Source organism: Litoreibacter roseus (assembly GCF_009811795.1).
Taxonomy (GTDB): Bacteria; Pseudomonadota; Alphaproteobacteria; order Rhodobacterales; family Rhodobacteraceae; genus Litoreibacter; species Litoreibacter roseus.
Genome location: NZ_BLJE01000009.1, coordinates 1 through 23,114 on the forward strand (window position 1 = coordinate 1; position 23,114 = coordinate 23,114).

General features: G+C 59.8%; 21 protein-coding genes and 1 pseudogene. 3 read left to right on the forward strand and 19 right to left on the reverse strand.

All coding sequences use genetic code 11. The features are described 5' to 3' along the window. Window positions 1-119 precede the first annotated feature (119 nt). The 5 genes from KIN_RS21305 to KIN_RS21325 all read right to left on the reverse strand — a co-directional run bounded on the left by KIN_RS21305 (window position 120) and on the right by KIN_RS21325 (window position 5,774). Complete coding sequence (locus KIN_RS21305; RefSeq protein WP_159810979.1) at window positions 120-800, reverse strand: type IV secretory system conjugative DNA transfer family protein; 681 nt, start codon at window positions 798-800, stop codon at window positions 120-122. A gap of 13 nt (window positions 801-813) precedes the next feature. Then, the gene (locus KIN_RS21310) at window positions 814-2,736 is read right to left on the reverse strand and encodes a relaxase/mobilization nuclease domain-containing protein (RefSeq protein WP_159810981.1); all 1,923 of its coding nucleotides are present in this window, start codon (window positions 2,734-2,736) and stop codon (window positions 814-816) included. Beyond that, window positions 2,729-3,430 carry a hypothetical protein gene (locus tag KIN_RS21315; protein WP_159810983.1) on the reverse strand — a complete coding sequence of 234 codons (702 nt, stop codon included), beginning with the start codon at window positions 3,428-3,430 and terminating at the stop codon, window positions 2,729-2,731. The genes KIN_RS21310 and KIN_RS21315 overlap by 8 nt, the downstream gene beginning before the upstream one ends. Window positions 3,431-4,110: 680 nt before the next feature. Further along, a complete protein-coding gene (locus tag KIN_RS21320) occupies window positions 4,111-4,317 on the reverse strand; it encodes a hypothetical protein (RefSeq protein WP_021103018.1) in 207 nt (68 codons plus the stop codon). Between the two features lie 527 nt (window positions 4,318-4,844). Then, window positions 4,845-5,774 (reverse strand): DUF2493 domain-containing protein, encoded by a 930-nt coding sequence (locus KIN_RS21325; RefSeq protein WP_159810985.1) that lies wholly within the window; start codon window positions 5,772-5,774, stop codon window positions 4,845-4,847. 622 nt (window positions 5,775-6,396) lie between these two features. On the opposite strand from KIN_RS21325, the gene KIN_RS21330 reads away from it, so the two are divergent. Both KIN_RS21330 and KIN_RS21335 read left to right on the forward strand, forming a co-directional pair. Next, a complete protein-coding gene (locus tag KIN_RS21330) occupies window positions 6,397-6,786 on the forward strand; it encodes a thermonuclease family protein (protein ID WP_174239152.1) in 390 nt (129 codons plus the stop codon). Between the two features lie 207 nt (window positions 6,787-6,993). Next, window positions 6,994-7,458 (forward strand): GNAT family N-acetyltransferase, encoded by a 465-nt coding sequence (locus tag KIN_RS21335; protein WP_159810987.1) that lies wholly within the window; start codon window positions 6,994-6,996, stop codon window positions 7,456-7,458. Window positions 7,459-7,624: 166 nt separating this feature from the next. On the opposite strand, the gene KIN_RS21340 is transcribed toward KIN_RS21335, so the two are convergent. The 13 genes and pseudogenes from KIN_RS21340 to KIN_RS21400 all read right to left on the reverse strand — a co-directional run bounded on the left by KIN_RS21340 (window position 7,625) and on the right by KIN_RS21400 (window position 20,146). Next, window positions 7,625-8,353, reverse strand: coding sequence for a DUF736 family protein (locus KIN_RS21340; protein ID WP_159810989.1), 729 nt, complete (start codon window positions 8,351-8,353; stop codon window positions 7,625-7,627). A 178-nt stretch (window positions 8,354-8,531) separates the two neighbouring features. After that, window positions 8,532-8,972 carry a DUF6915 family protein gene (locus tag KIN_RS21345; protein ID WP_159810991.1) on the reverse strand — a complete coding sequence of 147 codons (441 nt, stop codon included), beginning with the start codon at window positions 8,970-8,972 and terminating at the stop codon, window positions 8,532-8,534. A gap of 1 nt (window position 8,973) precedes the next feature. Next, complete coding sequence (locus tag KIN_RS21350) at window positions 8,974-9,360, reverse strand: DUF6878 family protein (protein ID WP_159810993.1); 387 nt, start codon at window positions 9,358-9,360, stop codon at window positions 8,974-8,976. Window positions 9,361-9,445: 85 nt separating this feature from the next. Then, window positions 9,446-13,708 carry a strawberry notch family protein gene (locus KIN_RS21355; protein ID WP_159810995.1) on the reverse strand — a complete coding sequence of 1,421 codons (4,263 nt, stop codon included), beginning with the start codon at window positions 13,706-13,708 and terminating at the stop codon, window positions 9,446-9,448. 114 nt (window positions 13,709-13,822) lie between these two features. Continuing rightward, on the reverse strand, window positions 13,823-14,098 hold the full coding sequence (locus KIN_RS21360; protein ID WP_159810997.1) for a type II toxin-antitoxin system RelE/ParE family toxin: 276 nt from the start codon (window positions 14,096-14,098) through the stop codon (window positions 13,823-13,825). Beyond that, complete coding sequence (gene relB, locus KIN_RS21365; RefSeq protein WP_159810999.1) at window positions 14,085-14,384, reverse strand: type II toxin-antitoxin system RelB family antitoxin; 300 nt, start codon at window positions 14,382-14,384, stop codon at window positions 14,085-14,087. The genes KIN_RS21360 and relB overlap by 14 nt, the downstream gene beginning before the upstream one ends. Before the next feature lie 69 nt (window positions 14,385-14,453). Beyond that, a pseudogene (locus KIN_RS21370) lies at window positions 14,454-15,112 on the reverse strand (DUF6927 domain-containing protein). Next, on the reverse strand, window positions 15,112-15,804 hold the full coding sequence (locus KIN_RS21375) for a regulator (RefSeq protein WP_159811001.1): 693 nt from the start codon (window positions 15,802-15,804) through the stop codon (window positions 15,112-15,114). Before KIN_RS21375 ends, KIN_RS21370 begins: the two are co-directional and overlap by 1 nt. Before the next feature lie 74 nt (window positions 15,805-15,878). After that, window positions 15,879-17,855 (reverse strand): ParB/RepB/Spo0J family partition protein, encoded by a 1,977-nt coding sequence (locus tag KIN_RS21380; RefSeq protein ID WP_159811003.1) that lies wholly within the window; start codon window positions 17,853-17,855, stop codon window positions 15,879-15,881. A gap of 145 nt (window positions 17,856-18,000) precedes the next feature. Continuing rightward, window positions 18,001-18,390, reverse strand: a complete 390-nt coding sequence (locus KIN_RS21385; RefSeq protein WP_159811005.1) for a DUF3768 domain-containing protein — start codon at window positions 18,388-18,390, stop codon at window positions 18,001-18,003. Between the two features lie 76 nt (window positions 18,391-18,466). After that, entirely contained in the window at window positions 18,467-18,679 is a 213-nt protein-coding gene (locus tag KIN_RS21390) for a DUF6330 family protein (protein WP_159811007.1), read from the reverse strand. A 22-nt stretch (window positions 18,680-18,701) separates the two neighbouring features. Beyond that, on the reverse strand, window positions 18,702-19,634 hold the full coding sequence (locus KIN_RS21395; RefSeq protein WP_159811009.1) for an ArdC family protein: 933 nt from the start codon (window positions 19,632-19,634) through the stop codon (window positions 18,702-18,704). 41 nt (window positions 19,635-19,675) lie between these two features. Next, the gene (locus KIN_RS21400) at window positions 19,676-20,146 is read right to left on the reverse strand and encodes a hypothetical protein (RefSeq protein ID WP_159811011.1); all 471 of its coding nucleotides are present in this window, start codon (window positions 20,144-20,146) and stop codon (window positions 19,676-19,678) included. A 236-nt stretch (window positions 20,147-20,382) separates the two neighbouring features. On the opposite strand from KIN_RS21400, the gene KIN_RS21405 reads away from it, so the two are divergent. After that, a complete protein-coding gene (locus tag KIN_RS21405; RefSeq protein ID WP_159811013.1) occupies window positions 20,383-21,465 on the forward strand; it encodes an ATP-grasp domain-containing protein in 1,083 nt (360 codons plus the stop codon). Here KIN_RS21405 and KIN_RS21410 read toward each other — a convergent pair. Then, complete coding sequence (locus KIN_RS21410; protein ID WP_159811015.1) at window positions 21,402-23,042, reverse strand: hypothetical protein; 1,641 nt, start codon at window positions 23,040-23,042, stop codon at window positions 21,402-21,404. The genes KIN_RS21405 and KIN_RS21410 overlap by 64 nt on opposite strands. Window positions 23,043-23,114 lie beyond the last annotated feature (72 nt).

Sequence of the window (23,114 nt, forward strand, 5' to 3'; positions counted from 1 at the left end):
AACCCGAGCACGTTGCACGCTGGGCCGCTACAATCGGGCTGACGCCGGATGATTTCTGGTCTGTGCTGGCAAAGACGGTCGAAGACGGCGTGGGTGTTCCGGACGCGATTGCAAGTTTGTCAGACGCGGATCGACACTTCCGTGAACTGCTGCGCGAAACTTGGCGCCGCCGCGATCCGCGCCAGCGGGTTGTAGCGATGCGTGCTGTTGGCCCAGTCAAAGGGGCTAAAGCGAAACACCTCATCGCCATTGAGCGCCCGCAACCTCGCGGTTCTCTCGAAATTTTCGCCCTTCACGTCGAGGACCACGATAGAGCCTGCGAAGGACAGCAGGTTCGGAATGACGAAGCCGACCCCCTTCCCTGCCCGTGTCGGTGCGACCATCATCACATGGGGAATATGGCGCGAGATGATATAGGGAGTTTTGGATTTGGGAGATCCCAGCTTGCCGCAGACAAAACCTGCCCCGGCAGCCCCAATCATGTCATTTGCCTTGAGTTCGTGGCGGAGCTGCCAATGGGCCGCGCCGTAGTCATCGCGCCCCCGCGCTTTTGTCCAGTTGAAGGACAACCAGGCCAATCCGACAGCGCCCATACCGACAATACCACATGCGACGTGGAACACCTCCGGATATCGCGCCCGAAGACCGACCCCGGAGGTCCAGACCGCGAACATATCAAACTCTTCGAACCCGATTTTGAGAGCGAAGGCGAGATAGATGCTTGCCGTGATGATGCCGATCGCCGCCCCGCAGAGCAGGCCGAGTGATACCGCGATCCAACCCTTCAAGGGCGCTCTCATCCTTTGATCTCCCTTACAGCCCCATCTCATCATCTGCCACGATTAGCACCGGATCGGCTTCAAGCGCTCGGCCGCGCTCCATCTTGGCTGCGGTCTCCTGCGCTATCGCAGTCGCTTTTTCCTGCTGCAGGGCGGAAGCCCGTTTCATATACACGGGGTCCCCCGTCTCCTCGCTGGTCAACTCGAGGAACCCCTGAGCCACTGTGATTTGATCGACCGTGTCGGGAAGCGCGTTGGCCAGCACCGCATAGGTTCCGCACCGAAGCTCCGCGAGACGCTCTGGACCGAGGTCCTCAAGAAGAACGCTTTTGAACACATGCGCCATCGCCTCCTTCTGCTCGGCCAACAGTGCGCCGCTCCGCAATATATTCGCAAGTTCCTGCAGCGGCCGATCCGGCCCATGATCCTCGTCCTCAATCACCCGCGGATCGTCCAAATCATCTCCCAGCTCCGTCTCGACCCCGAGCTCGCGCGCGCGTTCTTGCAACCGGTCCATGATTAAATCCACCGCCTCGAGCGCCTGAGCCCGCTGATCTGCGTTGGCCCGCATCGGATCAATGTCACCTCGGGCCAGCACGGCAGCCATGTCCCGCTCGACCCAATCCTGGGCGAGGCCGTAATTGGTGGTCCCTCCCGCTTCAATCCGCGCACATAACTCTTCCGCATCCAGACCAACTTCCGCGGCATCAGATTTCAGAACCTCCAGAAGTTCATCTCGACCGGACATAAATGCAGCGCGCAGATAGCTGTTCCCACCCCCCGGCGGATAGGGCTCCACCAACTCGCGCCCGAACCGCGCGCGCAAGTCGGGATCCGGCACCATTTGCGAGAGGTCCCGGATCACCGGTGCAGCCTTGATCTCGAAGGCCGGGCGATCGGAGGCACCGAGTTCCTCCGCCTTGAGCCACAACGCTTCGATTGTCTTCTCCGCGTAGTCAATGGCCTCACCTACTGATCGGATCGTCTCCATGTCGATCTCTCCCGTTTGGAACTGGAAGGGGGCGCCCGTACCGAGCGTGGCCGCCGCGCGACGCATCCCGTGACCGAGATGTGTCTGATCCATATGGTCCAGCACATCCGCCAGATCCCGGTATTCCTTCGCAAAGCCAGCCACCTGCATCTTTGCGGTGGCGCGCTCCTGCGGAGACAAAGCAATCTCGCGCGGCAGCCGCGCCTCCTTCTTGGCCAGGTAAATCTCCTCGAGGCCCGGAGTCTTTTCGAAGATGCCACGCTCCAGGCGACGCGTGGCCTCCAGTGCCACACCATAGCGCTCCGCGATCTCCGCTTGCTTCTCCCGCATCAGCTGAGGGGACATCACCCCCTCTGCCCAACAGGAAAACCAGGTCCCGTTGGTTCGTCCCCGATTGTTCAGGATGATATGCGCGTGGGTGTGCGCCCGGTCGTCATGGACCGCGAGCACGTAGTCCCAATGGTCGCCGTACGCACCGCTCTCGAAGAAATGCTCCGCCCAATCGAGCGTTATCTCGCGGACGTCATCGACCCCAACATCCGTCGGGAATGACAAAAGCAGGTGGGAGGTGAAGCCAAGCTTGGTTGTCCCCCGCCAGGTTCCGGCCCAGCTCTCCACGATCTCGGCCCTTTGCGCCGCGGTCAGCAGCGTCCCATCCGTCAAAGGGTTCGTCATCGTCGAATAGGTATAAATTGCCTTGTCGTTCACATAAGCCAGCTGGTGACCAAGGCTTTGTCTCGTCTTGCACCCCCCCGCGCGGATCCGCTTGAACACCGCTGCCTGACTCTCCGGCAAGACGGATTTGAGAAAATTGCGCGTCGATGCCCGCCCAAGCCGTTGGCCGCTGCGCCACTGGTGCCGTCCTGCAACCCGCGCCGCAATCCGTGCTTGCTTCTGACCCCGGATCCGCTCTTCCTCCCAGAGCTTGCCAGTCACCGCATGATAGAGGGCAAGAGGCTCAGACATCCCCCGCGCTCCGATATGTGACCTCAAAAGCAGATCTTGACACAGGGGCCTCCGCGCCGTCCGATGGAAGCGTAGAACAATCTGCATGTCCATTGATGGTCTCGTCCAGTGACGCCCCGGGGGCGGTTCTGGATACGTCTTTCGCATCCTGTGGACAATCAGGCCCCCATCCGGTTCTCCGGCGCTCGTGCGCCGTTGTCTTGAGTGCCGCCAGCTCCCTGTGCGTTTTGTCTGCCAGATCGAGAAGAGCGGCGAGTGTGGCGCGCTCTTCCGATCCGAGTTGCAGTTTTCCGCGCTGCACCGCCTTCGCCAGGACGCGCCCTGCTTCGGAGACATCCTGTGTCCGCCGCAAAAGGTCCGCAAAATCCTGGAAACGCTCGTGCATCAGATCAAGCAGACCGCAGCGCGCCCGGACTACCGCCCGCAGCGCTGTGCTCCGGGTCGCAAATCCCCGCGCCTGCCATTCCCGATCAAACGCAGCTATCTCTGATCCCGCCGCCCGGAAGCTCACCGCCACCGACGGGTCTCGGACCTCCTGCCCCTCGCCCTGCTCTTCCTTCGCAATCCGCGTCACATGGCGTCGGGAGACGCCATAGGCCGCGGCCAGCACCTTGGCTGTCTCGCCTGCATGATAGCGCCGGGACAGCGCAATACGCTCCTCCAGCTTCAAGCGTTTTGGACGGCCTGCGGTCATGGACATCGTGCCCCGCTCGGCCGCCAGCGCTGCGTTGAGAGCACATTCCGTCGCAGCACTTCCGTGCAGATACGGGCCTTGTCCAGGATGGGTTCAATCTTGTCAGCCATGCGCGTCAGACCGCTCGGACAAAAGTTGCAAACATTTGGCATATCCTGCCAACGTCCCTCTCATTTCATCTCAAGATCTACTGCAAGGACAGTTTATGCGCAATATATCTTTTTGCGCGATATGAAACTACGCGAAACTAAGCCGACTTGCGCGAACAGTTCTACCATGGATCAGTTTCTGAGATCGCCAAGCCCTGCCCTTCCCCTTCCGGCTCGTCTCAACCCGCCCGCGCCGGAGGTTTTGGCCGAACACGCATGTGTTCGGGCGGAAGCGAAGGGGCGGCGCAATTCCTTTTCGATGGGGCGTCTGGCGAGTTCAAGGGAGGCTAGATTTGGGCACCAAATCTGTGCCGGAAAAACCAGAAGGCGCAGCCGGAGGGTTATTCCGGATGGCCCCCTTGAGGCCGTTGGACCGCCCTGTCACGGACCATCTCTGTTCTTCTCCGGGACCGCTTGCGGTCCCGCCAACAATGACTTGAGCCGGGCCACCGGCCCAGCTCTCCGTCCCTCGCGCCAGCTTTCCCGGTAACGGAACAGGGCCGCCCGAAGGCGGCCCCTCCGCGAGGCAGGTTACGCCTCGGGTTCTTTCGCGCTTGGCGGGAACATCACCAGCTCCTGGACCGCGACGGGGAAGTCAAGCTTGAGGCTGAAGAACTCCGATCCGTCGCCGTTGCGGGTGTTGCGGAACATGGCGCCTACGCGCTGGAATCGGGTGCGTTCCTGGCCGTCGCTGTCGGTGAACTTGACGGGAACGGTTGCGACATAGTGGTTGGTCATTTGGGTCTCTCCTTGTTGCGATGGGGATCACCCAGCACGGGGGCATCAGGATCGGTCGCAAGCGCAAATGCGGAGGGTCCGCGCGGTCACGCGTGGAAGCCGTCTTTGGGCTTGCCGAAGCTTCAGCGGAGGGCACGACCGGGCCGACCCCGTGCGATCCACATCAATGAGCAAGAAGGAGAGACGCAGGTGGCCGCACGCATTGTTGCTTCGACCTGCAGCTGGATCACCGGTGGGTCGCGCCATAGACCGCTTACCCCGGTTCTGCGTCTGCACCAGATCCGCAACACCGGATCGGCTGCGCCGTCTCTGGCTACCGGCTCGAGCATCGTCCCCGCGCAGCTCAGGAGACGGTGATGTTCTGTCCAGGGGATCGACGGACCTCGAGGACCGCTCCTCGTCAGATGCCCGTGGCAAGAGAGCGCTCCTTGATCGGGTCAAGAGATGCGGCTCTCAGACTGCCTCAACGAGCGGCCTCCCTTCCGGGAGAACGACAAAAGGGCCGCCCGAAGGCGACCCTCTCGATCTTAGTTATCCGCTGTCTTCTTTGCGGGGTCGGCGACCCGCATCACGGTAATCCCTTTTGCCTCAGCCTTCTGCCCGAGGTTCAGTGCAACCCCGTTGCCACCGAAGAGCACGACCCCTGTCGCGGCGAACTTGTCATCCAGCATCTCGTCATTGCACTTGAAGGGAGCCGCCCGCCCATGCGCGGACCAGCGCGGATCGAAGCGCGCCTGCGGAATGCCCCGGGCCCGGGCCCAACGAGCCGCGATCATCTCGGCCCCGTGCTTGCCACCCTTGTGGCAGAGGAAGATCTCCTGGTTGCGGGTTTGCTTGATCCGCGCGCGAACCTTGTCGAGGGTCGAGAAGATGACGTCGATGTCGGTCCAGTCGGTTGCGCCGGACACAATCAAGGGCACGCCCTCGACCTTCGACTTCGCCGCTGTTTCTCGGTCGTGCTGCTCGAGGAGCTGCTTGGCTTCAAAGACTGCACCTGTCTCCTGGGCCTTCGCGCTCGCACGCGATCCCGCCGCCGGGATGAAGGCGTGGCCAGTCTCGAACTCGTAGCACTCGGCGGCTGCCTCGCTCATCACCTCGATGGCGCCGACGATCTCGCGCAAGTGCGAGAAGCGGCCCTGCGACTCTTCGAGCGCGGTCTCGGCAATCTCCGATCCGTCGTGGCTCTTCGCCAGTGCGCCGATCTTGTCGGCAGTCCGATCCAGCTCTTTGCCGATCACGATCTTCCGGCGCTGCAGGATCGTCGCGAGCCCGTGGGCCAGCGGTTCGATCTCGGTCTCGAGCCCGGTGTTCCGGAGCTGACCGAGGAGCGCCTCGAAGGTCTCGCGGATGATGCTGTCGGTCAGGATGTGATTTTCGGGGATAGGAAGGTGAGCGTCTTTCTCGGTCAGCCCGAAAAGTTCGATCGTTTCGTAGGTGTTCGCTTGGTCGTAAGCCATGTCGGTTCTCCAGATTCTTGTCCGACCACCACGTGAGTGTGGTGGCATGGCCGAATGTCTGGGTTCCGAATCTGCCCGGGTCAGGGACGGCGCAGCCGCCGGCTTGCCGGGCGCAAAAGTTTTCGAAGGGCGGCGGTCACAACGGGCGCGACGTTCCTCACTGCAAGTCGCTCCGCACCAGCGCCACCCTCGCCGAAAAGTTTTGCGATCCTTGAGGCGGGCTGATTTGGGGGCCATCCGGAGGATATGCTTCCACGCTCTTGTGTGTGTGGTGTGTCGGTAGGTTTGCCCGACCCGAGCAGGCAAGCGGCGCGACCGGACGCGGGAGACGGATGAAGTAGAGGGAGCGTTTTGGCCTGCCAAAACCGACCGAAGCGCAATCCGGCGGAGCGGCCAGGAAGCGCCGCGCTCGCGAGCCGGGCAAATCGGGATGCCGGGCGCAACGCCGCGGTGAGGCCATATGGCCGAATGCGCGACAGGCCAAGGGCCTGTTCTCCCTTGCGACACGCGAAGCCGAGTATGGGAGGCCGTCAGGCAGTCCTTGAGCGTTGAAGCCAGTGCAGAACCTTTTCGAAACTGATAGGCGGTAGAGAGCGGGAAAACCAATCTGAAAGCCAAACACTTGAAATATGTCCATCTCTTCGCATTCCTGGTAGTCGCCGCACCTGCCTTCGCCCAGGTTCAAATCCGGGATGCGGATACCATCGTCGTGTCTGGCACGCCCGTCCGTCTGAATGGCGTCGATGCGCCCGAGCTTGGCACCAGCGCAGGCCGCGATGCGCGCCGGTGGATGGTGAACTATCTCTCGGGGCGAACGGTCGAATGCGACCTGAACGGAGAGCGCACGCACGATCGGTGGGTCGGGGTCTGCTATGCCGATGGAGAGGATATCGGTGCAGCGTTGATTGCAGCAGGACATGCGCTGGACTGCCGGAGGTATTCAGGTGGGCGCTATGCGCATTTGGAAACGCCAGCTGCGCGGTCGCGGCTGAGACGGGCAGGATATTGTTGATCGCCGAAGGCACTCATCGCTACGGCCGCAAAACACCGCCGATCTAGGTCCGCTGTGAGCCCAGACCTACCTAATGCCAGAGTTGAACAGCAAGGCGTGTTTGCCGTTTGGGCCGCTTCGTGTTCGCTCGTCTCATTTGGAATTCTCTGCTAAGTGTTCGGCGCATCAAGGACGCCGGGCCATTTGCGCTCGGCGCGGGTAAACAAAATGATCTCACTCACCCCTGTCGTTCGCGACGATCTTGACACCTTGTTCGCTTTGCAAGTTCGTGCTGATAAGAAACAGCATGTTGCACCGAACGCGACGTCCATCGCCGAGTTTGCTTATCTTACGGGCGGCTACGTATTCTCGATCCGATCAGATGCCAAAATCGTGGGTTTGATGGGTCTTATCGATTTTCGAGAGCATGATGAACTTGAGGACGGTGATGATCCCAATGCTGCCTTTCTCATGCGGATGATGATCGCCGACACTTTCCAAGGACAAGGAATTGGAAAAGCCGCGATGCAACTTGCTTTGGATTGGGCACGCGAGCGGGGCAATTCACGTTTTCAAACGAGTGTTGTGCCGGGCAATGATGCCGCGATGCTTTTCTATGAGGGACTTGGGCTTCGGAAGACCGGGCGGATCGTCGAAGACGAGATCGAAATGAGCATGTCACTCGTACAATGATCTATTCGCCGTCAGGAACGGCAGCTTTGTCCCGACTGCCGCCATTAAGGTCACGCCCCATCAGCCCATGTGAAACAGCAAAAGGGAGCCACGTTTCCGCGGCTCCCCTCTCGGCTGGTTTGATATCCAGCCACCCTGCTCGATATGTTGTGACCTCGGCCAGCGATCAGGCGACTAGCGACAGCCCGGCGCGTTCGCCCTGCTCCCGCTCGCCATTATCCACGAACGGGATGATCGAGAAGGTCTGACCGCCACGCTGTTCCTCGTTCTGCACGGCATTCACCCGTAGATCGCCGTCGGGCGTGTTAAGCAGAAGCGAGACATACTCGTTACCGGTCCGCACGCTCTTGGCCATCCACGCCGAGCCGACGCGGATGACTGTGCCTTTGGGCGAGCTGACCTCGATCCGGTAGTCGGGATGGGTCTGTTCGGTTTTGTAGTCGTTCTCGATCAGCATGAACTCGAGATCGAACATCATGTTGGCGATGTAGCCGGCGAAGGCGTTGTCGGCATCCATTGCCGTCAACTCGCCGGAGATCGATCCGGATTTCATGGTGCCGTTGGAGACGAGCGGGATGATTTCGAACTGACCGTTCTGTGCCTCGCGCGCTTCCTTCGACTGAACCGCGTTGACGCGGAACGGCCCAAGGCCCACGTCGAGCTGCATCGAGAGGTAGGGATTGCCGGTGGTATTCCCCGTCTCGTTCCACGCCGTCCCGATGCGCACTTTGCGGCCCGACTTGTTGACGGCGGTCACGTCGAAGTCCGGGCTGCGCTCGGACATCTTGGGCCGGGTCTCCAGCTGGATCGCGATGTCGAACCGGCTGGAATGGATCATGCCGGTGTAGACGGCGGTTGTAGTGTCTGTGGTTTTGGTGAGCGTTCCTGCGAACATGGGATATTCCTTCTCTGAGTTACCCGAGACCTGTCTTCCGATCAGCGCCCGGTGGTTTGCTTTTCGACCCCTCGTGGGATCACACCTTCCCAAAGCCCTCTTTCCTTTCCTGCCTGCCCATGCAGCTCACGCCGACGTCTGTTATGACAGCGACGCAGCCTTTGGCGCGCAGCTCTCTTCATTGCCCACGGCACGCCATCCAATCTCGCAATCCCAGGATCGTATGACCGGTACTTACTTCCGCGCTCCACGCCTCCCGTGGATCGCCACATGGTTCATCTGAACCTTGTTCGATATGCCCATTGGCCATCCAGGGTTCAGGCGCGATGCACTTGAACCAATCGGCGAGGCTCGGGATGCGGCCCTGACAGTCTTCTTTGACGTGCTGTTCGCCAATCCAGCGGACGGGGATAATCCGGCCAGCGGAGTTCGTGAGCGTCAGGCCGAAGACACGCTCGGCCTCAAAAATCCCCTGCGTGTGATGCCGCAAGGCACGATGGGTGAAGATCGCCAGATGCTCCTTCGAGGCATCGAACCAGTCGTGAATGGCTTGGTAGTCGGACGAATCGCCACCGAACCTGCGAGCTGAGCTCTCTGCATGATGAAGGGGATGTGCCATATCAGAGCCCCTCGCCGTGGCTATGAGAACATTCGACGTAGCGATCCGCATGATCGAGCGTGATGCTGTCGGCAGAAATGTCCCAGGTCAGCGTGCCATAGCCGCCTTCATTGTTCTCGAAACCGGGATGCTGGTTGTAGGCGACGGACCATGCGAAGTCCTCGAGCTGGCGGCTCAGGGCTTCATTCAAGGTCACTTCATTCGGCTGCAGGGTGATGTCTTCGACATTACCGGAATCGCCATAGCCCTCGTATTCGGCAATCACTTCTGTCACGCCGAGGGCCCGCAGGGCAGCGATCAGCTCGGCTCGTGCGGTTTTGAGAGCAGTCTCGCGCTCCAGGCGCCACTTCTCCATCATTGCTGTATAGTCGGTCTGAGGTTTGGTCATTAGTCGGTTCCTTCTCCATGAGGGTTGAAGTGCGAGACGGCAGACGGCAATCTCACACACCCCGACCCAAGGCCTGCTTTCCCTTTCAGGCTGCGCGATCCGCCTCCGCGGAGGTCTCGCCGACGATCCGTTTGAGGATCGCGGCGCTGTCGACGCCGTCCCCGTGCGGCAGGAACACCCGCAGCTGGAAAGCGATGATTTCGGTGAAGCATCCTGCTGCCTTAAAGCCGTCGATGGTACCACGATCCGCCCCTTCGATTTCGAAGCGCACACCCCCCGCGACCCGGCGTCGGATCAGCGACAACCCACGACCAAGATCGATGGGCTTCATCGATCCCCGCACCGCTGTAAGCATCTCCTCGACCGATTTTGGAGCCCCAACCATAAAGCGCGCCCTGAGCGCCGCTGCGCCATCTGCGCTCACGGTGCGACCGATCATGCTCGGACAACCTTCCGGCGTGACCCGGTAGATGCGTTCGTTGCCCGACAGAATATCTTTCCAGATTGGAAGGAGTAGGCCGGTCAGAAGAAAGAGGCGTGTGGTGGTCGTCTTCGGCAAGCCATCCGCTTCATCGTCCCACAAGCGCTGAAACTCTCCATTGCCGATCTCTTCCCAAGCCGAAGCTTCGAACTTCGTCTCTTCAAGATAAGAGGAACCCGTCGGTCGTACGAGTTTCCGCATCAGCGTGACGATGTCCTCATCGTAGAACTGCATAGGACGAGCCGAAAGGAGTGCTGCGCGCCCCGACGCCCGGTTCACCATCGGAACTTTGCCGGAATGGCGAGCCTGCGCTGCGGCGGCGCTCAGTGTATGCACGGGATCGGTGACGTCGAGCCCGATGATCCGCGTAACCGCGCCGGATTTCGGGCAGGTCCAGAGATCTTCGGTGGAGACCTGTTCGATCCGCTCACCACGCAAGGTTTCGACACCGAGATCAAGCGCACCCGCGGCCCGTGCGCGTTCGGTCTGATCGCTGATGCGCCCTGTGAACTCTTCAAAGAGCGCGTTCTGCATATGGATCGGAAGCGCCAGAACCCGGTTCAGGAACCGCTGGATGGGCGGCAGGTCTTCGAGCAGCACGCCGTCTTTGTCGATCAGACGAAGTGCCGTCCAATCCGTGAAGGTATCGTAGTCCATCGCCGCGGCACGCTCGGCTGCAAGATCGGCGTAGTAGCCCCGGAGCGCCGCCCGGGCGATCGGGCTTTCAAGATTGTCCTCGGCGCGGAACATGCCTTGCGCACCTGTCTCGCGTTGCCCCTTCGTGAGAGCTCCAAGCTGGTCCAGCCGCCGAGCGATCGTAGAGGTGAAGCGCTTCTCTCCATGCACATCCGAAGTGCAGACCCGGAAGAATGGCGCGGAGACCTGCGCGGAGCGATGCGTGCGCCCAAGTCCCTGGATCGCTGCATCGGCGCGCCAGCCCGGTTCGAGCAGATAGTGTCGCCGACGCTTCTGATTCTTCGCGGTTTCCGCTGCGTGGTAGGATCGACCGGTGCCGCCCGCATCGGAGAAAATCAGGATGTCTTTCTCGCCATCCATGAAGGAGGCCGTCTCGGATGAATTGCTGCTTGCGGCGCGCTTTTCGATGTAGAGCGCACCGTCGGAGGATCTGAGCGGGCGGATCGAGCGCCCCGTCACTTCGGCCACGGCCTCATCGCCGAATGCCCAGATAATCTGGTCGAGTGCAGATGGGATAGGGGCGAGGGACATCAGCTCGACCATCGCCTCTTCGCGCAGATGCAGAGCCTCGCGCGAGACCACCAACTGGCCATCAGCATCCCGCAGTGGTTCGGCGACGACATTGCCATCGATCTCGACGAGCTTCTGGGCATGGATCGGGAAAGCCTGCTCCAGATAGCTCAGTACATAGTCCCGCGGTGTCAGCGCCCCTTCCACAATCTCGTCCTCGGGGTCCATTGCCTCGAGGCGGCGCTTCAGAAGGCTCTCGCCGGTGGAGACCACCTGGACGACGCAGGCATATCCCGCCTCGCGATCCGTGCGCATGGCTTCGATCACGCTTGGCGCTTTCATACCCATTAGCAGGTGATTGAAGAACCGCTGTTTGGTGCTTTCGAACCGCGACTTGGCCGAGGCCTTCGCAGCCGACGCGTTCGTCTCACCCGAGGCATCGTTCACGCCGGTCGCCGTCAGCGCGGCTTCGAGGTTCTGGTGGATCGTCCGGAACGCACCCGCATAGGCGTCGTAGATTTCGACCTGCCCGGGCGTGAGTGCGTGTTCGAGCACATCGTATTCTACCCCGTCGAAACTGAGCGCGCGGGCGGTGTAGAGCCCGAGCGTTTTCAGATCGCGGGCAACAACCTCCATGGCCGCGACGCCACCTGCTTCCATGGCAGAAACGAAGCTCTGCCGGCTTGGGAAGGGATATTCGGGTCCCTGCCCCCAAAGACCGAGACGCGAGGCGTAGGCCAGGTTATGGACACTCGTGGCCCCGGTCGCTGAGATATAGAAGACGCGGGCCCGCGGTGCTGCGAGTTGCAGGCGCAAACCTGCGAGGCCCTGCTGCGAAGGCTTGGCTCCCCGCCCCGCCTCGGACCCGGCGGCGTTCTGCATCGCATGAGCCTCGTCGAAAGCCAGCACGCCGTCGAACAAGTTGCCCATCCAGTCGAGAACCTGACTGAGGCGGGTCGTGCCGCACTTGCCTGCGGAGCGGAGGGTTGCGTAGGTGACGAAGAGGATGCCGTCACCCATACCAATCGGCTGATCGGGTTTCCATTTGGAAAGCGGCTGGATGTCGGCAGGCGAGCCACCCAGATCGGTCCAGTCGCGGACCGCGTCCTCGATGAGCGTGGCAGACTTGGATATCCAGATCGCCTTGCGCCGGCCTGCGAGCCAGTTGGTCAGGATGAGCCCCGCGCATTCCCGGCCCTTACCGCAGCCGGTGCCGTCTCCGAGGAAGTAACCCAGGCGATAGGCCCGTGCCTTCGGGTCATCATCGGCGCGCGTCAGTTTGGTCTGGTCGTCATCGATCGTAAATCGCCCCGGCAGATCACGCCCATGGGAATCATTCGCCATGATGATCGTCTCAAGCTGTGCCTCCGACAGGTGCCCTTCGTCGATCAGACGGTCGGGTAGGCGCAAAGCGTCGTTGACGGCACTCGATGGCAGTGGAGGTGCGACCGAGGCCATAGCGATGCTTTCAACGAGTGGCGTTGGATGCTCGCGCGCACCCATGATCTCAATCCGCTGTGGCCGGTAGCGGGCGTAGATGTCGGAAACTGGCAAATTGTCTCGCGCGGCCGGGAGCGGGGTGAAATCTAGCGGTCGCAGGGCATGTGCCGTTGGATTGGCTGGACGTGGGTTTGCAGCTGACTGCCGCCTCGCCGAGGATTTAGAGTTTCCTTCGGATACCCGTTGCGTATGCGTGGGTCGGTGCTGCTGTCCCACGATGACAGCCGGACGGGCCTTGGCGATCTCATCAACATATTGCTGCGCTTCTTCGAGCGTCTCGATCGAGGTACGGATCATCTCGATGTCAGCTTCGATTTTGTCGAACACCATGAACTGTGTGTCTACGCTTGTGCCGAGCTTGCGATAGACATGGCCGGGAATCGTAAGCGCGAGGCGCGGTTTGACGATCTGCGAAGCGCGCACCCAATGTGCAGCGTCGCGTACAGGTGCGAAGCTCGTCGGCATGATCGCAACAAGGCGACCGCCGGCCGCGAGCCGCTTGGCCGCCGCAATCAGATGCTTTGCTGCGATGTGCTTGTCCCGGGACCGATCCACCGACGATGCGAAGGGCGGGTTCATGACGATGACCGACGGCGAGCTGTATGTCGTCAGCAGGTCGTCGATAAACTCCGCGTCATGGTCGGTTGCCGTCGTCTCGAAGACAATATCAAGGAGCGTTCGACGAAACGGATCAACTTCGTTGAGTGCAAACCGCGCGCCTGCTCGGGCTGCAAAACCCGCGAGCGCGCCGGTACCGGCGGACGGCTCCAAAACGACCTCGCCTTTGCGGATACTGGCTGCTCGGACTGCCAAATCGGCATAGGGTAACGGCGTCGAGAATTGCTGTAGCCGGATCTGCTGCTCGGAGCGGCGTGTTTCTGTCAGGAGACGAGACGCAAGGGTACCAGCCAAAGTCGTGAAGTCGGCGTCTTGGTCGCGCAGGAGCTCTGCGACTGTGGCAGCCTGCATCATGTCGTAGGCCATGCGCCAGTCCCAGGCACCGCTCGCATCACTGCCGCCAAAGGTGTCTCGCATGATGCGGGCAAGGGTCGAGCTCTTCAGCGGGCCGTATTGGATTTCTTCGCCGATCTGGGCGAGGGCGGTCTTGAGAACCGGGTTCGTGGGAAATCGACGTGTTGTGTGTGTGGCAATTTCAGCCATCGGCTTGTCCTCTCGTGCCAGATTACAGGTCTGACAGGACAAAACGCCCACTCTCCACTTTGCGAGAACGTGGGCTGGGGGGCTCAAATGACGGTGCGGATCAATGCGCCGTGATCAGGGCCAGAGCTGTGCCGCATGAAGCACACGCAGGATGGTCACGACCTCTTGGGTCTCCGCATATACGACAATGTAGTTCGGACGGAAAACCATCTCTCGCGTGCCGTCGACACGACCGACGCGATAGAGCTGCGGGTTCATGGGTAGTCGGGAGACCTTCTGCATGATCTCATCCTTGAGCGCCTGCGCCGCGTTTGGATTGTCGTCTGAGATGTAGTCGATGATTGCCAATAGGTCAGCAACTGCTGTGGTCTTCCATTCAAGTCTTGGCACGTCGCTTTCCGTCAATCATCGCCTGGGCTTCGGCCATGACTTGCGCATGTGGTGCGGCAGGGCGCGGATCATTGATTGCCTCCTTGACCTTGGTCCGGAACCAGGCGTCGTAGGCATCGGGATCAGCAGTCAGTCCGGCCGGCAAACCACCTTCAGCAGCGACGCGGGTGAGTAAAATGCGAACCGCGTCGGAGACCGTCAGACCGACACCTGCAAGGGCTTCGGACGCATCGGTCTTCAATTGATCGTCAACACGCACGTGGATCATGGAGGTCTGGGCGGGCATGGCAAGTCTCCTTCCGTGTGTGGCATTGGATGTATCTCATTTGAGATACGCAAGCAAGTTTTGAATAACTCAGCGTTTCGGCTGCCCAGAAAGGAACTCGGCGAGTACCGGGCTCGCATCCACTCGACCCGCAACAAGCAAGGTCGAACCCGCGAGCGAGGCTTTGGACAACCGGACAAGGCCGCCGGTTTCCTCGATCCGGTAACAGCGCCGCTTCTGCCGTCCGCGGCGATAATGCGTCGCCGTGACAATCTGGCAGGTGTTGCCATCGGTCAGTGTCACGGGTTTTGCGAGCCGGATCTTATCGCCCTCCTCGTAGTCCGGGATGGCGGCCCAATCGCGGCAACGTTGCCGCCAGGCATGAGCGTAGCTGTCGGGATCCTTGATATCGGACAGCAGGTTCAGAATGCTCAGCGGTGCCCGGGATTCTACCGGGCCTGCGCTTTCTTCCATGTCCTTGTAGCCCCAGCAACCATCGTCGTAGCGCGTCAGAAACACAGCCGCGAAGGTGATCGAGCCATCCTTGTCTGGTGTGTAGGTGCGGTCTTCGACCAGCGTTCCGTCGAGGTTGGTGACCTTGACCGCTGCATGCCAAGTCGAACCGACCTTGCAGGCTTTCAGGAGTTCGGTGCGGCGGACGTCATTGTCGAACGTGCATAGCCGGGTGATTCGGCCCTCTCATCGGCGTAAGTCTGTACCCGGCGATCAGTGTAGAAAAGCCAGCCCACTACGCTGCCCTCCGGTCATCGAGTTCCATCAGCGCATCGAGCGGCACGCGGTAGGGCAACATCTCGTCGAAATCCTCGCAGCGTTTATGGGAATGAGTTGAAGCACCAATACCCTGCCGCGCTGCGCGCTCTCGGGACATTGGTGCTGCTTCATCTTCTTCGTATTCCCAAAACGCCGAATTGCCGCAGTTCTGAACGATCGCGAAGGTGTCGCAGGCATCCTTGAGGATGACGCGGAAAGTGCCACCGAGCCCTGAGGGCACCTCGTAGGTTCCGCCGATGAGATAGTCCGAGGCCCGGCGCACGAAGACGCGGATGCTGTGGCCATCGGTGGCGAGCCGGATCGTCCCCTGCCCTCGGTCGATGAGCACCTGCACATCGTCGAGGATGTCGGTGTAGAACGGGCCCGTCAGGTCGCGGAATGCCATGCGGCGCTGTACCATCCAGTCGGTATTGCGGAACGGGTTCATTCCATCAGCAAAGGCGAAAGAGGGATCGGCCTGTTCGGTCGTGACGATGCGGGTGGTCGTCCCATCGATGCCGTTCGAGCGCAGATGCACGCCATTGCCGAAGATGAGGATCAGGGCCGGTCTGTCCACGGGTCCGTTCCAGTTGGGTAGGAAGGTCTGGCAGGCGCGCGCATGGGTGATCTGTGCCGCGACGACAGACGCGGAGAATTTGAGAATAGCCATGGAGATGTCTTTCCGTTGGGAGTGAGAGGATCGACCCGCGCAAGCGGAATGGCTCGCGCGGGTCGCATGATGGCTCAGGCTGCTTGCGCGACCTCGCCGGCAGATTCCGGAGTTTCCGTAGCGGGCTCTGCCTCATCACAGGCGACGCCGGCGGTCTGCATCATGGGCGGGCACCAAGCAGCCACAGCCGCGCGCTGCGCATCCGTCAGAGTGGCGAAGGGCTCGGCGAAGAGCTTGTCACAGAAGGCGACGATCTCCTTTTTGCTCGATGAGGCCAGCGTGACCGCCTCCTGGGCCAGACCCAGATCCTCGCCGAGGATTTTCAGCAACCAGGCTTTCTTGAAGCGATTGAAGAGCGCCTTGTTCGGCGTCCAATGCGCGCGGATATTCGGCATGATCTCGATTTCGAAGTCATGCATCAGGCTGTCGCGCTGGCGATCCCGGGCGAAGCAGGATTGCGTGGTCGACGCGGTCGCATAGGCGACGAGCTTTGCTTTCTCCGTCGGCTTTAACTCGCGGAACCGCGCGAAGCGTTCGGCGGGCGAAATCGCCTCATCGTTCCACGACAGGTTCAGCGCGCCGTAGACTCCGGCCATCTGTTCCAGCGAAGTCCCGTCAATCTCGTCCATCTTTGCGTGGGTTCGATACTCCTTGCGCGCATCGACCTTGATTGCATGCGTGACGCTCATACCAACACCCACGACATCGCAGACTAGCTTGAATAGCGTCAGGTCGAGTGTGGCTTTCGGATGAATCGCCATGGCCGCGCCAAGCGCCATCGCGCGCTCGGTCTTGAGGTCTGCTTGCAGAGAGGCCGGATAGACGATCTCGTCGCTGTCGGGTTTGTCGTCTTTGGACGCGGAACCTGGCACTTTGCCGGCAGCCTCTTGACGATCCTCAGGACGCACGAGGCCGACATGCAGGGTGACCTGGCCGTTTGACCAGGAGGCAATCACGCCGGAACGGGCAAGGTCTTCGGCACTGTAGGCTTCCTGCAGGTCGCGGGCTTCGGCTTCCAGGGCATCCACCTTGTCGTAGAGAGCATCGTAGGCGGCCTCCTCAAGGCTCTCATCTTCCATGTCCAGCTGAAGCTTCTCAAGTTCCTCGCTGATCACATCGAGGCGCTTTTGACCGGCCTCATCGGGCTCGATCGGGCCAGGATAGACGCGACCATAGTCCGCCATCGCCGCGTGATCGTAGCGCACAACCGCCTCGGCCCAGGCAAAGCCCATTTGTGCACGGGCGTCCTCGGCAGCAGCGGTGAGTTTCTCGAGGAGGATGGTTTCGACCAGCTCGGCATCCTCCAGCACCGAATGTTCCTCGAGAAGATCGGCAGCAATGGGTCCGCCCCGTGCCTCATACTCTTCGCGCACGAAGGCCCCGATATCGTCACTGACCTGCACACCGCGAGATTTGAGCGCCTGTCGCACTGTATAACCCTGCAGGTAGCTGTCCTCTTTGGTGAGCGCGTCGAAGACCTCCTTCTGGACCTCTTGGCTGGGGTGATCGGCGAAGGCCTTCATCGTGTCGAGCGTGATCGACTTTGTGCGCGCCGCGTTTCGGATGTCGGGGTGAATGAGCCCATAGCGCAGGCGGCCTTTGACAGCAGCGATGGTCGTGCCGAAGGTCTTGGCGATCGTCTCCGGCGTCTGGCCATCGACCTCCATCATCCGCGCGAAGGCCTCGAACTCGTCGATGGCGTTCATCGGTTCCTGAGTGATGTTTTCCGCGAGCGAGAGCGCTGTGGTGACATCACAATCATCGGGCACGAGACGACAGTCGATCTTCGTGTTCTTGGTGAAGGCCTTAGCGGATTTGTCCGCGACGAGCTCCAGCAGCGCGGCGTGGCGGCGACCGCCCGCGAGAACACCGAACTTGCCTTCGATCTTCTGGACGAGCAGCGGCTGCAGCAAGCCAAGAACGGCGATGCTGGCCCTGAGATGCGCGATGTTCTCACAGGCGTAGGTCTCGGGCGATTTGGCACGCACGTTAGCGGGGTGGGCGACGAGATCGCCGATGGCAACAGAGACGGGTTTGAAGGCTTGGGTCATGGTCTGTCCTTGTGGTTGAGATGCCGGCCCCAGACATGTCGAACGGGACCCAATCCCCGAGGTCGAGGATCACAACGACAAAGGGCCCACTTTCCCTTTCAGAGGGTCAGCGGGCCCGATGCGGACAGGTCTGGAGCTCCCTGCCCTACCAGTCGCGTGCCATCATGATGGTCAGCACGCGCATGGTCGTTGCGAGATTGTCCGGTGCTTCCGCGCCGAAGCGGAAATCGCTATCGGCCTCATACAAGTCGATCTTCCAGAACACGGTCTCGCCACGGATCGTCACCGATCCGAAATCGTGCCAGCCAGACGGATCGTTCTCCGGCTCGAACGTGTTGAAGGAACCCACAGCTTGCACGGCCTCGGAGACAAACCCGTCGCCGGCTTCGCACATGGATTGCGTGACAACCATCCGGCCCTGGATCGGCTCATTGGGCGTCTCACCGAGGCAGGCAAATCTGCGGAAGCTGTCGTTCTGAACAGCGATGACGGTCGGATCTGGGCGCTGTGGCGCAATGCAGGTGGAAGAGCTCATGGGTCAGTCCTTTCGGGAGATGTTGAAACCACCCGACCCAAAGCCCGCTTTTTCTTTTCATGGGAGCATCGCGGGATCACAGGTCGAAGGGTGACTTCTGCCGCCAGTCCGGATTAGGCACGCGCTCGATCCAACCGCCGCGCTCTTCAACCGCCTCAACGGCGGCGGACAGCGGGTAGGACCCTTCCGACCGGCTCCACCAATAGGCCCCGCGACGGAAGCTGATGATTGTGCGCGTACCATCTGGCCAGCACGCGACGCGCAAGGTTTTCGGTTCTTGTCGGCTCACGGCTCACTCCTTTCCCCTACGATCACGCAGCTTCATCAGCCGCAGCGCTGCGACCGGCTTTCGAAGCTGCGATGAGCCAATCGCAAGCACGCTGTGCATCCGCGGCGTGTTTGAAGATCGCCGTCTTGTCTGAGCGCAGGACGCGGAGCCAATTGTCGAGATAGGCGGCACTCATCTCCAGCGTATGCGCCGAGAACCCAAGCTCCTGCCCAAGAAAACACGAGGCGAGTTCGGCGACGATCTCTTCCCGCGCGTAAGCGGTATTGCCAAACCGTGCATCGCCATAGGATCGGTTGAGCCGATGCCGCGCCTTCGTGGCATGGGCGAGCTCGTGCGCCCAAACGCCATAGAAGGATCGCGGATCCTCGAAGAGTGTGATGTCGGGCATGTAGACCTTGTCGACGGCGGCCATGTAGTAAGCCTCCCGCCCAGTGAAGCTCGTCACGATATCGATCGCGTCGAAGAAATCCTGCATGTGCGGGATCGGTTCATGCTGCGGATGATCCGGTTCCGGCGCGGGGTCGGGATGAAAGCTGTCCGGCAGGCCTTCGATCTGGTCCGCATTGAACACGCGGTAAGCCTTCTGAAACCGGAAGCCGCCCGAGGCGGTCTCTTCGGTTTGCTCATCGCTGTCTGGTCCGCTCTCGCGAGACCGCGCCTGGCCGTAGTAGACGACGACGGAGGATTTCTCACCCTTGCGGACCTTGGCTTCGAGCGCGTTGGCCTGTCGGATCGTCATCCAGAACGGGGATGCGTAACCTGCGAGCTGAGTGCGCATGGTCAGCAGGAAATTATTGATGCCTTGATAGGGCTCGCCGGTGTGGCGGAGTGGGCGTGTGCTGGCGCCGGCCGTCCACGGCTTGCGCCAGGGCAAAACGCCGCGTTCGATGACACGGATCAGCTCTTTGGTGATGACCTCCGAGGCATCGAATTTGGACGTGCGGGATCGGGCCATGACTGGCTTCCTTTCGAGAAAGAGTGAGACGTTGAGAAGGGTTAGAGATCGCGCTGATTGCGCGGGTCATTCGTGATCAGCGCGCCAAGCGGCTCGATCAGGTTTAGATACGTGGCGAGAGGAACGCGGGTCAGGCTGTGACCTGAGGCGTCTTCGTCGGATGGCCCACGCACAACGCATGGGAGCTTCGCCAAGGCGATGACATCGGAAACCGCCCGAATGTCGATGAACGGCGTGCCAAGGGCGATTGCCAAAGCTGCGAGCGGAAAACGCTCAACGGGCGCGTAGGTCGACACCGTTGTCCAGCCGAGGTGGATAAACGTGCCGCCCGCGCCACAAACGATATGCGCATTCGGCAAAGTCTTAGCGAGGCGGAGATAGCCGAGGTCGCGGCGGATGGTTTCGCGTTCGAGGCTGCGCGCGAGATCAACTTGACCGGTACGCCGCAGCTCTTTGCGCCGCCACCACGAGGCGGCGGTTGCGCGCAACACGCGCAGAATTCCTGTTTGCATGAGTAAGGTCTCAGTCTGAAATGTCAGACCGGAACTCGGCCCGGACCCGTCAGAAAGACCCCCTAAGGCCCTCGTCCGTCAGTCCCAAAATAGGAAGAAAACTCTCACTTTTGTGGCTGAGTACCCTGCGTTCGCTAGGGTTTGCCGTCCCTAAGATCCATACCACCTACCAGGTCCGTTTCGCGGGCGGCACATGTGCCAGCGGTACAAATATCAAGTAACGATAACCGAGAATTATGCGTGCTTCTTCAGAGGCTCAAAACCCTGATTTCACTGATCTTCCAATCCTTTTGGTGACAGCTGGAACCAGCAGCGCTCAATGGGAACGCCTCTACAAATGGCGACATCCCCCCGACACTGTGATGATCTACACGCAAGCCTGCCAGGCTGTTTCAAATAGAGTTCACGTTGTCCCTTTGGACCAGTTCGTGGAATCCCAATTTCACAGCAATTTTCATGACGAGCCTGGATTGGTGGTTGATATCGTTGGAGGCCTGTTCGACGTCGAACTGATAGGATTGCCTTCCACTGTTGCTCGAAGCTTGGGCATGCCGTGCTTTCCAGCAGGGACTAAAAACTACGTCACTACACATGACAAGCTCTTGGGAAAACATCTCGCTCAGTCCGTCGGTTTGAATGTGCCGCGAACGATCAGCGGAGATGAATTGGACTGGTACGATGGAGCTGTGATTCAAAAGCCGATTTGCGGTGGCGATAGCGTCGGCATAAGTCGGATTGAGCAATGGCGGAAGGGGAAGCGACCACCGGTCGGCAGCTTCGTTGAAGAGTTTCAAGAAGGACAGGATGCCACCTTTCACGTGATCCGTAACGCTGACATCAAGACCTACTCCGTCATAGATCATATCGTAACTAAAGGTGCGCCCAGCCAGTGGTTTGATGCAGCAATGAAAGGGGATGCAAACAGGCTTTACTCAGTCAGTCGAGAGCCAGCCCAAAGGTTCCGCTATGAAGGCTGCATAAGCGACGAGTTGGCAACTTCATTCAATGATCTGATGGCTCTGGCAGGATATCCCTTCGTTGGCCGCATCGATGTAAGACAGCTCAAAATGGAGGGAATTATCGGAATAAAGGATGCAAAGTTCCTCGAGTTGAACGTCGCTCCTACGATCTCAAATGCAAACACCTGGTACGACGGTATAGCGGAAACATACGGAGATCAGGAAGCCTTCGCTGCGGTTCGAGATTTGCCAGTTCATCCGGCGGCAAAGTCGCTCGCTCTGATGCTCAAAAAATTCTACGCCCAGTCCTTATCGATGCAGGGGAATAGACCTGTCCGTGATGAGAACCGACCAAACTGACCTGCCAGTGTGCCGCCGACAAGATAGTGTGCGTATCGACTTCGTATCAAAAAGTTCCGGAGCTTTGCCTCATCGCCCCAGGCGTCAAAACCGGCAAGGAAACTATTATCTTCGATCACGCTCCAGACGAGTTCCTTGAGCTCTGGAGACGTTGCAACTGTTAGCAGGTTCGAAGCAATACGAACCCGATGATACTCCCAGTTGTCTGGGAACGGGAAAAACCGCACATCTTCGCATAATGCCCTGAAATCTTGCTCGTCGATGCTGCCCGCATAGTTTTTCTTGGCACACATTAGGTTCATTCGAATATTGAAGCCGTCTATCGGTAGTGAGCGTTCCAAAGTCGCCTGTTCGAGCAGGGAAACGGCCCGTTTCTTGTGGCCCTTGATCATCGCCGCCACAGCGGCCGCACTCGCCATCATCCCGATGTTTGAGTAGGACGGAAAGATCTCTTTGGTTTGAAGGAAGTCTGCCTCAAACCGACCAGGATCGACAGGCGATGTTGAGCTGATGAGCGCGGTCGTGTTGCGATTGAGTGTTGCCGCGAGCCTCGAAGGCGTCAACAAGAGATAGTCTTCTGAGTTTTCCGGGATCAGATGGAAACGCTCCACGCTGTCGTTCAAAGCAGCCAGTGCTTCGGCGCCAACGCCGAGCGTTTGATTTGCAAACCTTTGGCAATGCGCGATGAGTGGAGAGCTATCAAGCTGTCTCGCCAAAAAAAGCGCCTGTTGGGCATCACCACTTGCCCCGTCAGCGAAAAAAGCTCTGTCCAGCAAGAGCTGTATGTAGAGCGTCATCCAGAACGCTTTGTTTCGCTGCTCAGCATCTTCCAGACGCAGCGCGACCTTTGCGATCGTATCTTCTATGATCTGCTCAGCTTCACCGGGTACATCCAATAGCTTTGCGCTCTTGGCCGCGGCCCAACCCAATAGGATCGAATGATCTCCATCCAGATAGCGATTGAGGTTTGGAAGATGATTGCCATTCAAGACGAAAGAGAGGATTTCTTCGTCGTTCGATTTGGAGCTGTCAAGTTTGACTGATCGAGTTTCTTTGCCGAAGTCTTGTGTCACCTCCACCAACGATGAAACCTTGCTCAAGAGTTCGAGCAGCTGAGGACGATCATGATAACTAATGAGCAGCTTCGGACGTGCGGTATTGCCGATTGACAGAAAGTTACCCAAGAACTCAGAAATTGTATCCGAACCTATCTTGTTCTGCTGAAGCAGGACCTGATCCGGTGAGTACAAATCTCCAGCGATCGGTGAACTGAAGATTGGAAAATGCGTCGGCGCAGTTCCCGCGTTTGCAGCAAAATAGGAGGCGGCAACGGCCACAGCAGTGTCTAGAGCACTGCGAAATTTTTCGAGTTTGCGATTTGACTTAATCGACGAATTGATCTCGGAGAGCTGGCCATCATCCCTGATGTGCCATGCACTTTGCTCCGAGTCTTTCCTGAGCCTGGGACCTTCTTCCGAAAAAATCTCGATGCGTACCGGCGAAAATAGGGGCTCTGCCTGACGCATTAGCATGGATAATTCTCGGTTATCGTTACAGTGGCCAGATACCTTGGCCACTTAGGTGAAAATCCTTCTTCACTCTACAGTTGCGATGGCCGTGAGTCATCATGCTTTTCGGACTCCGCGAAG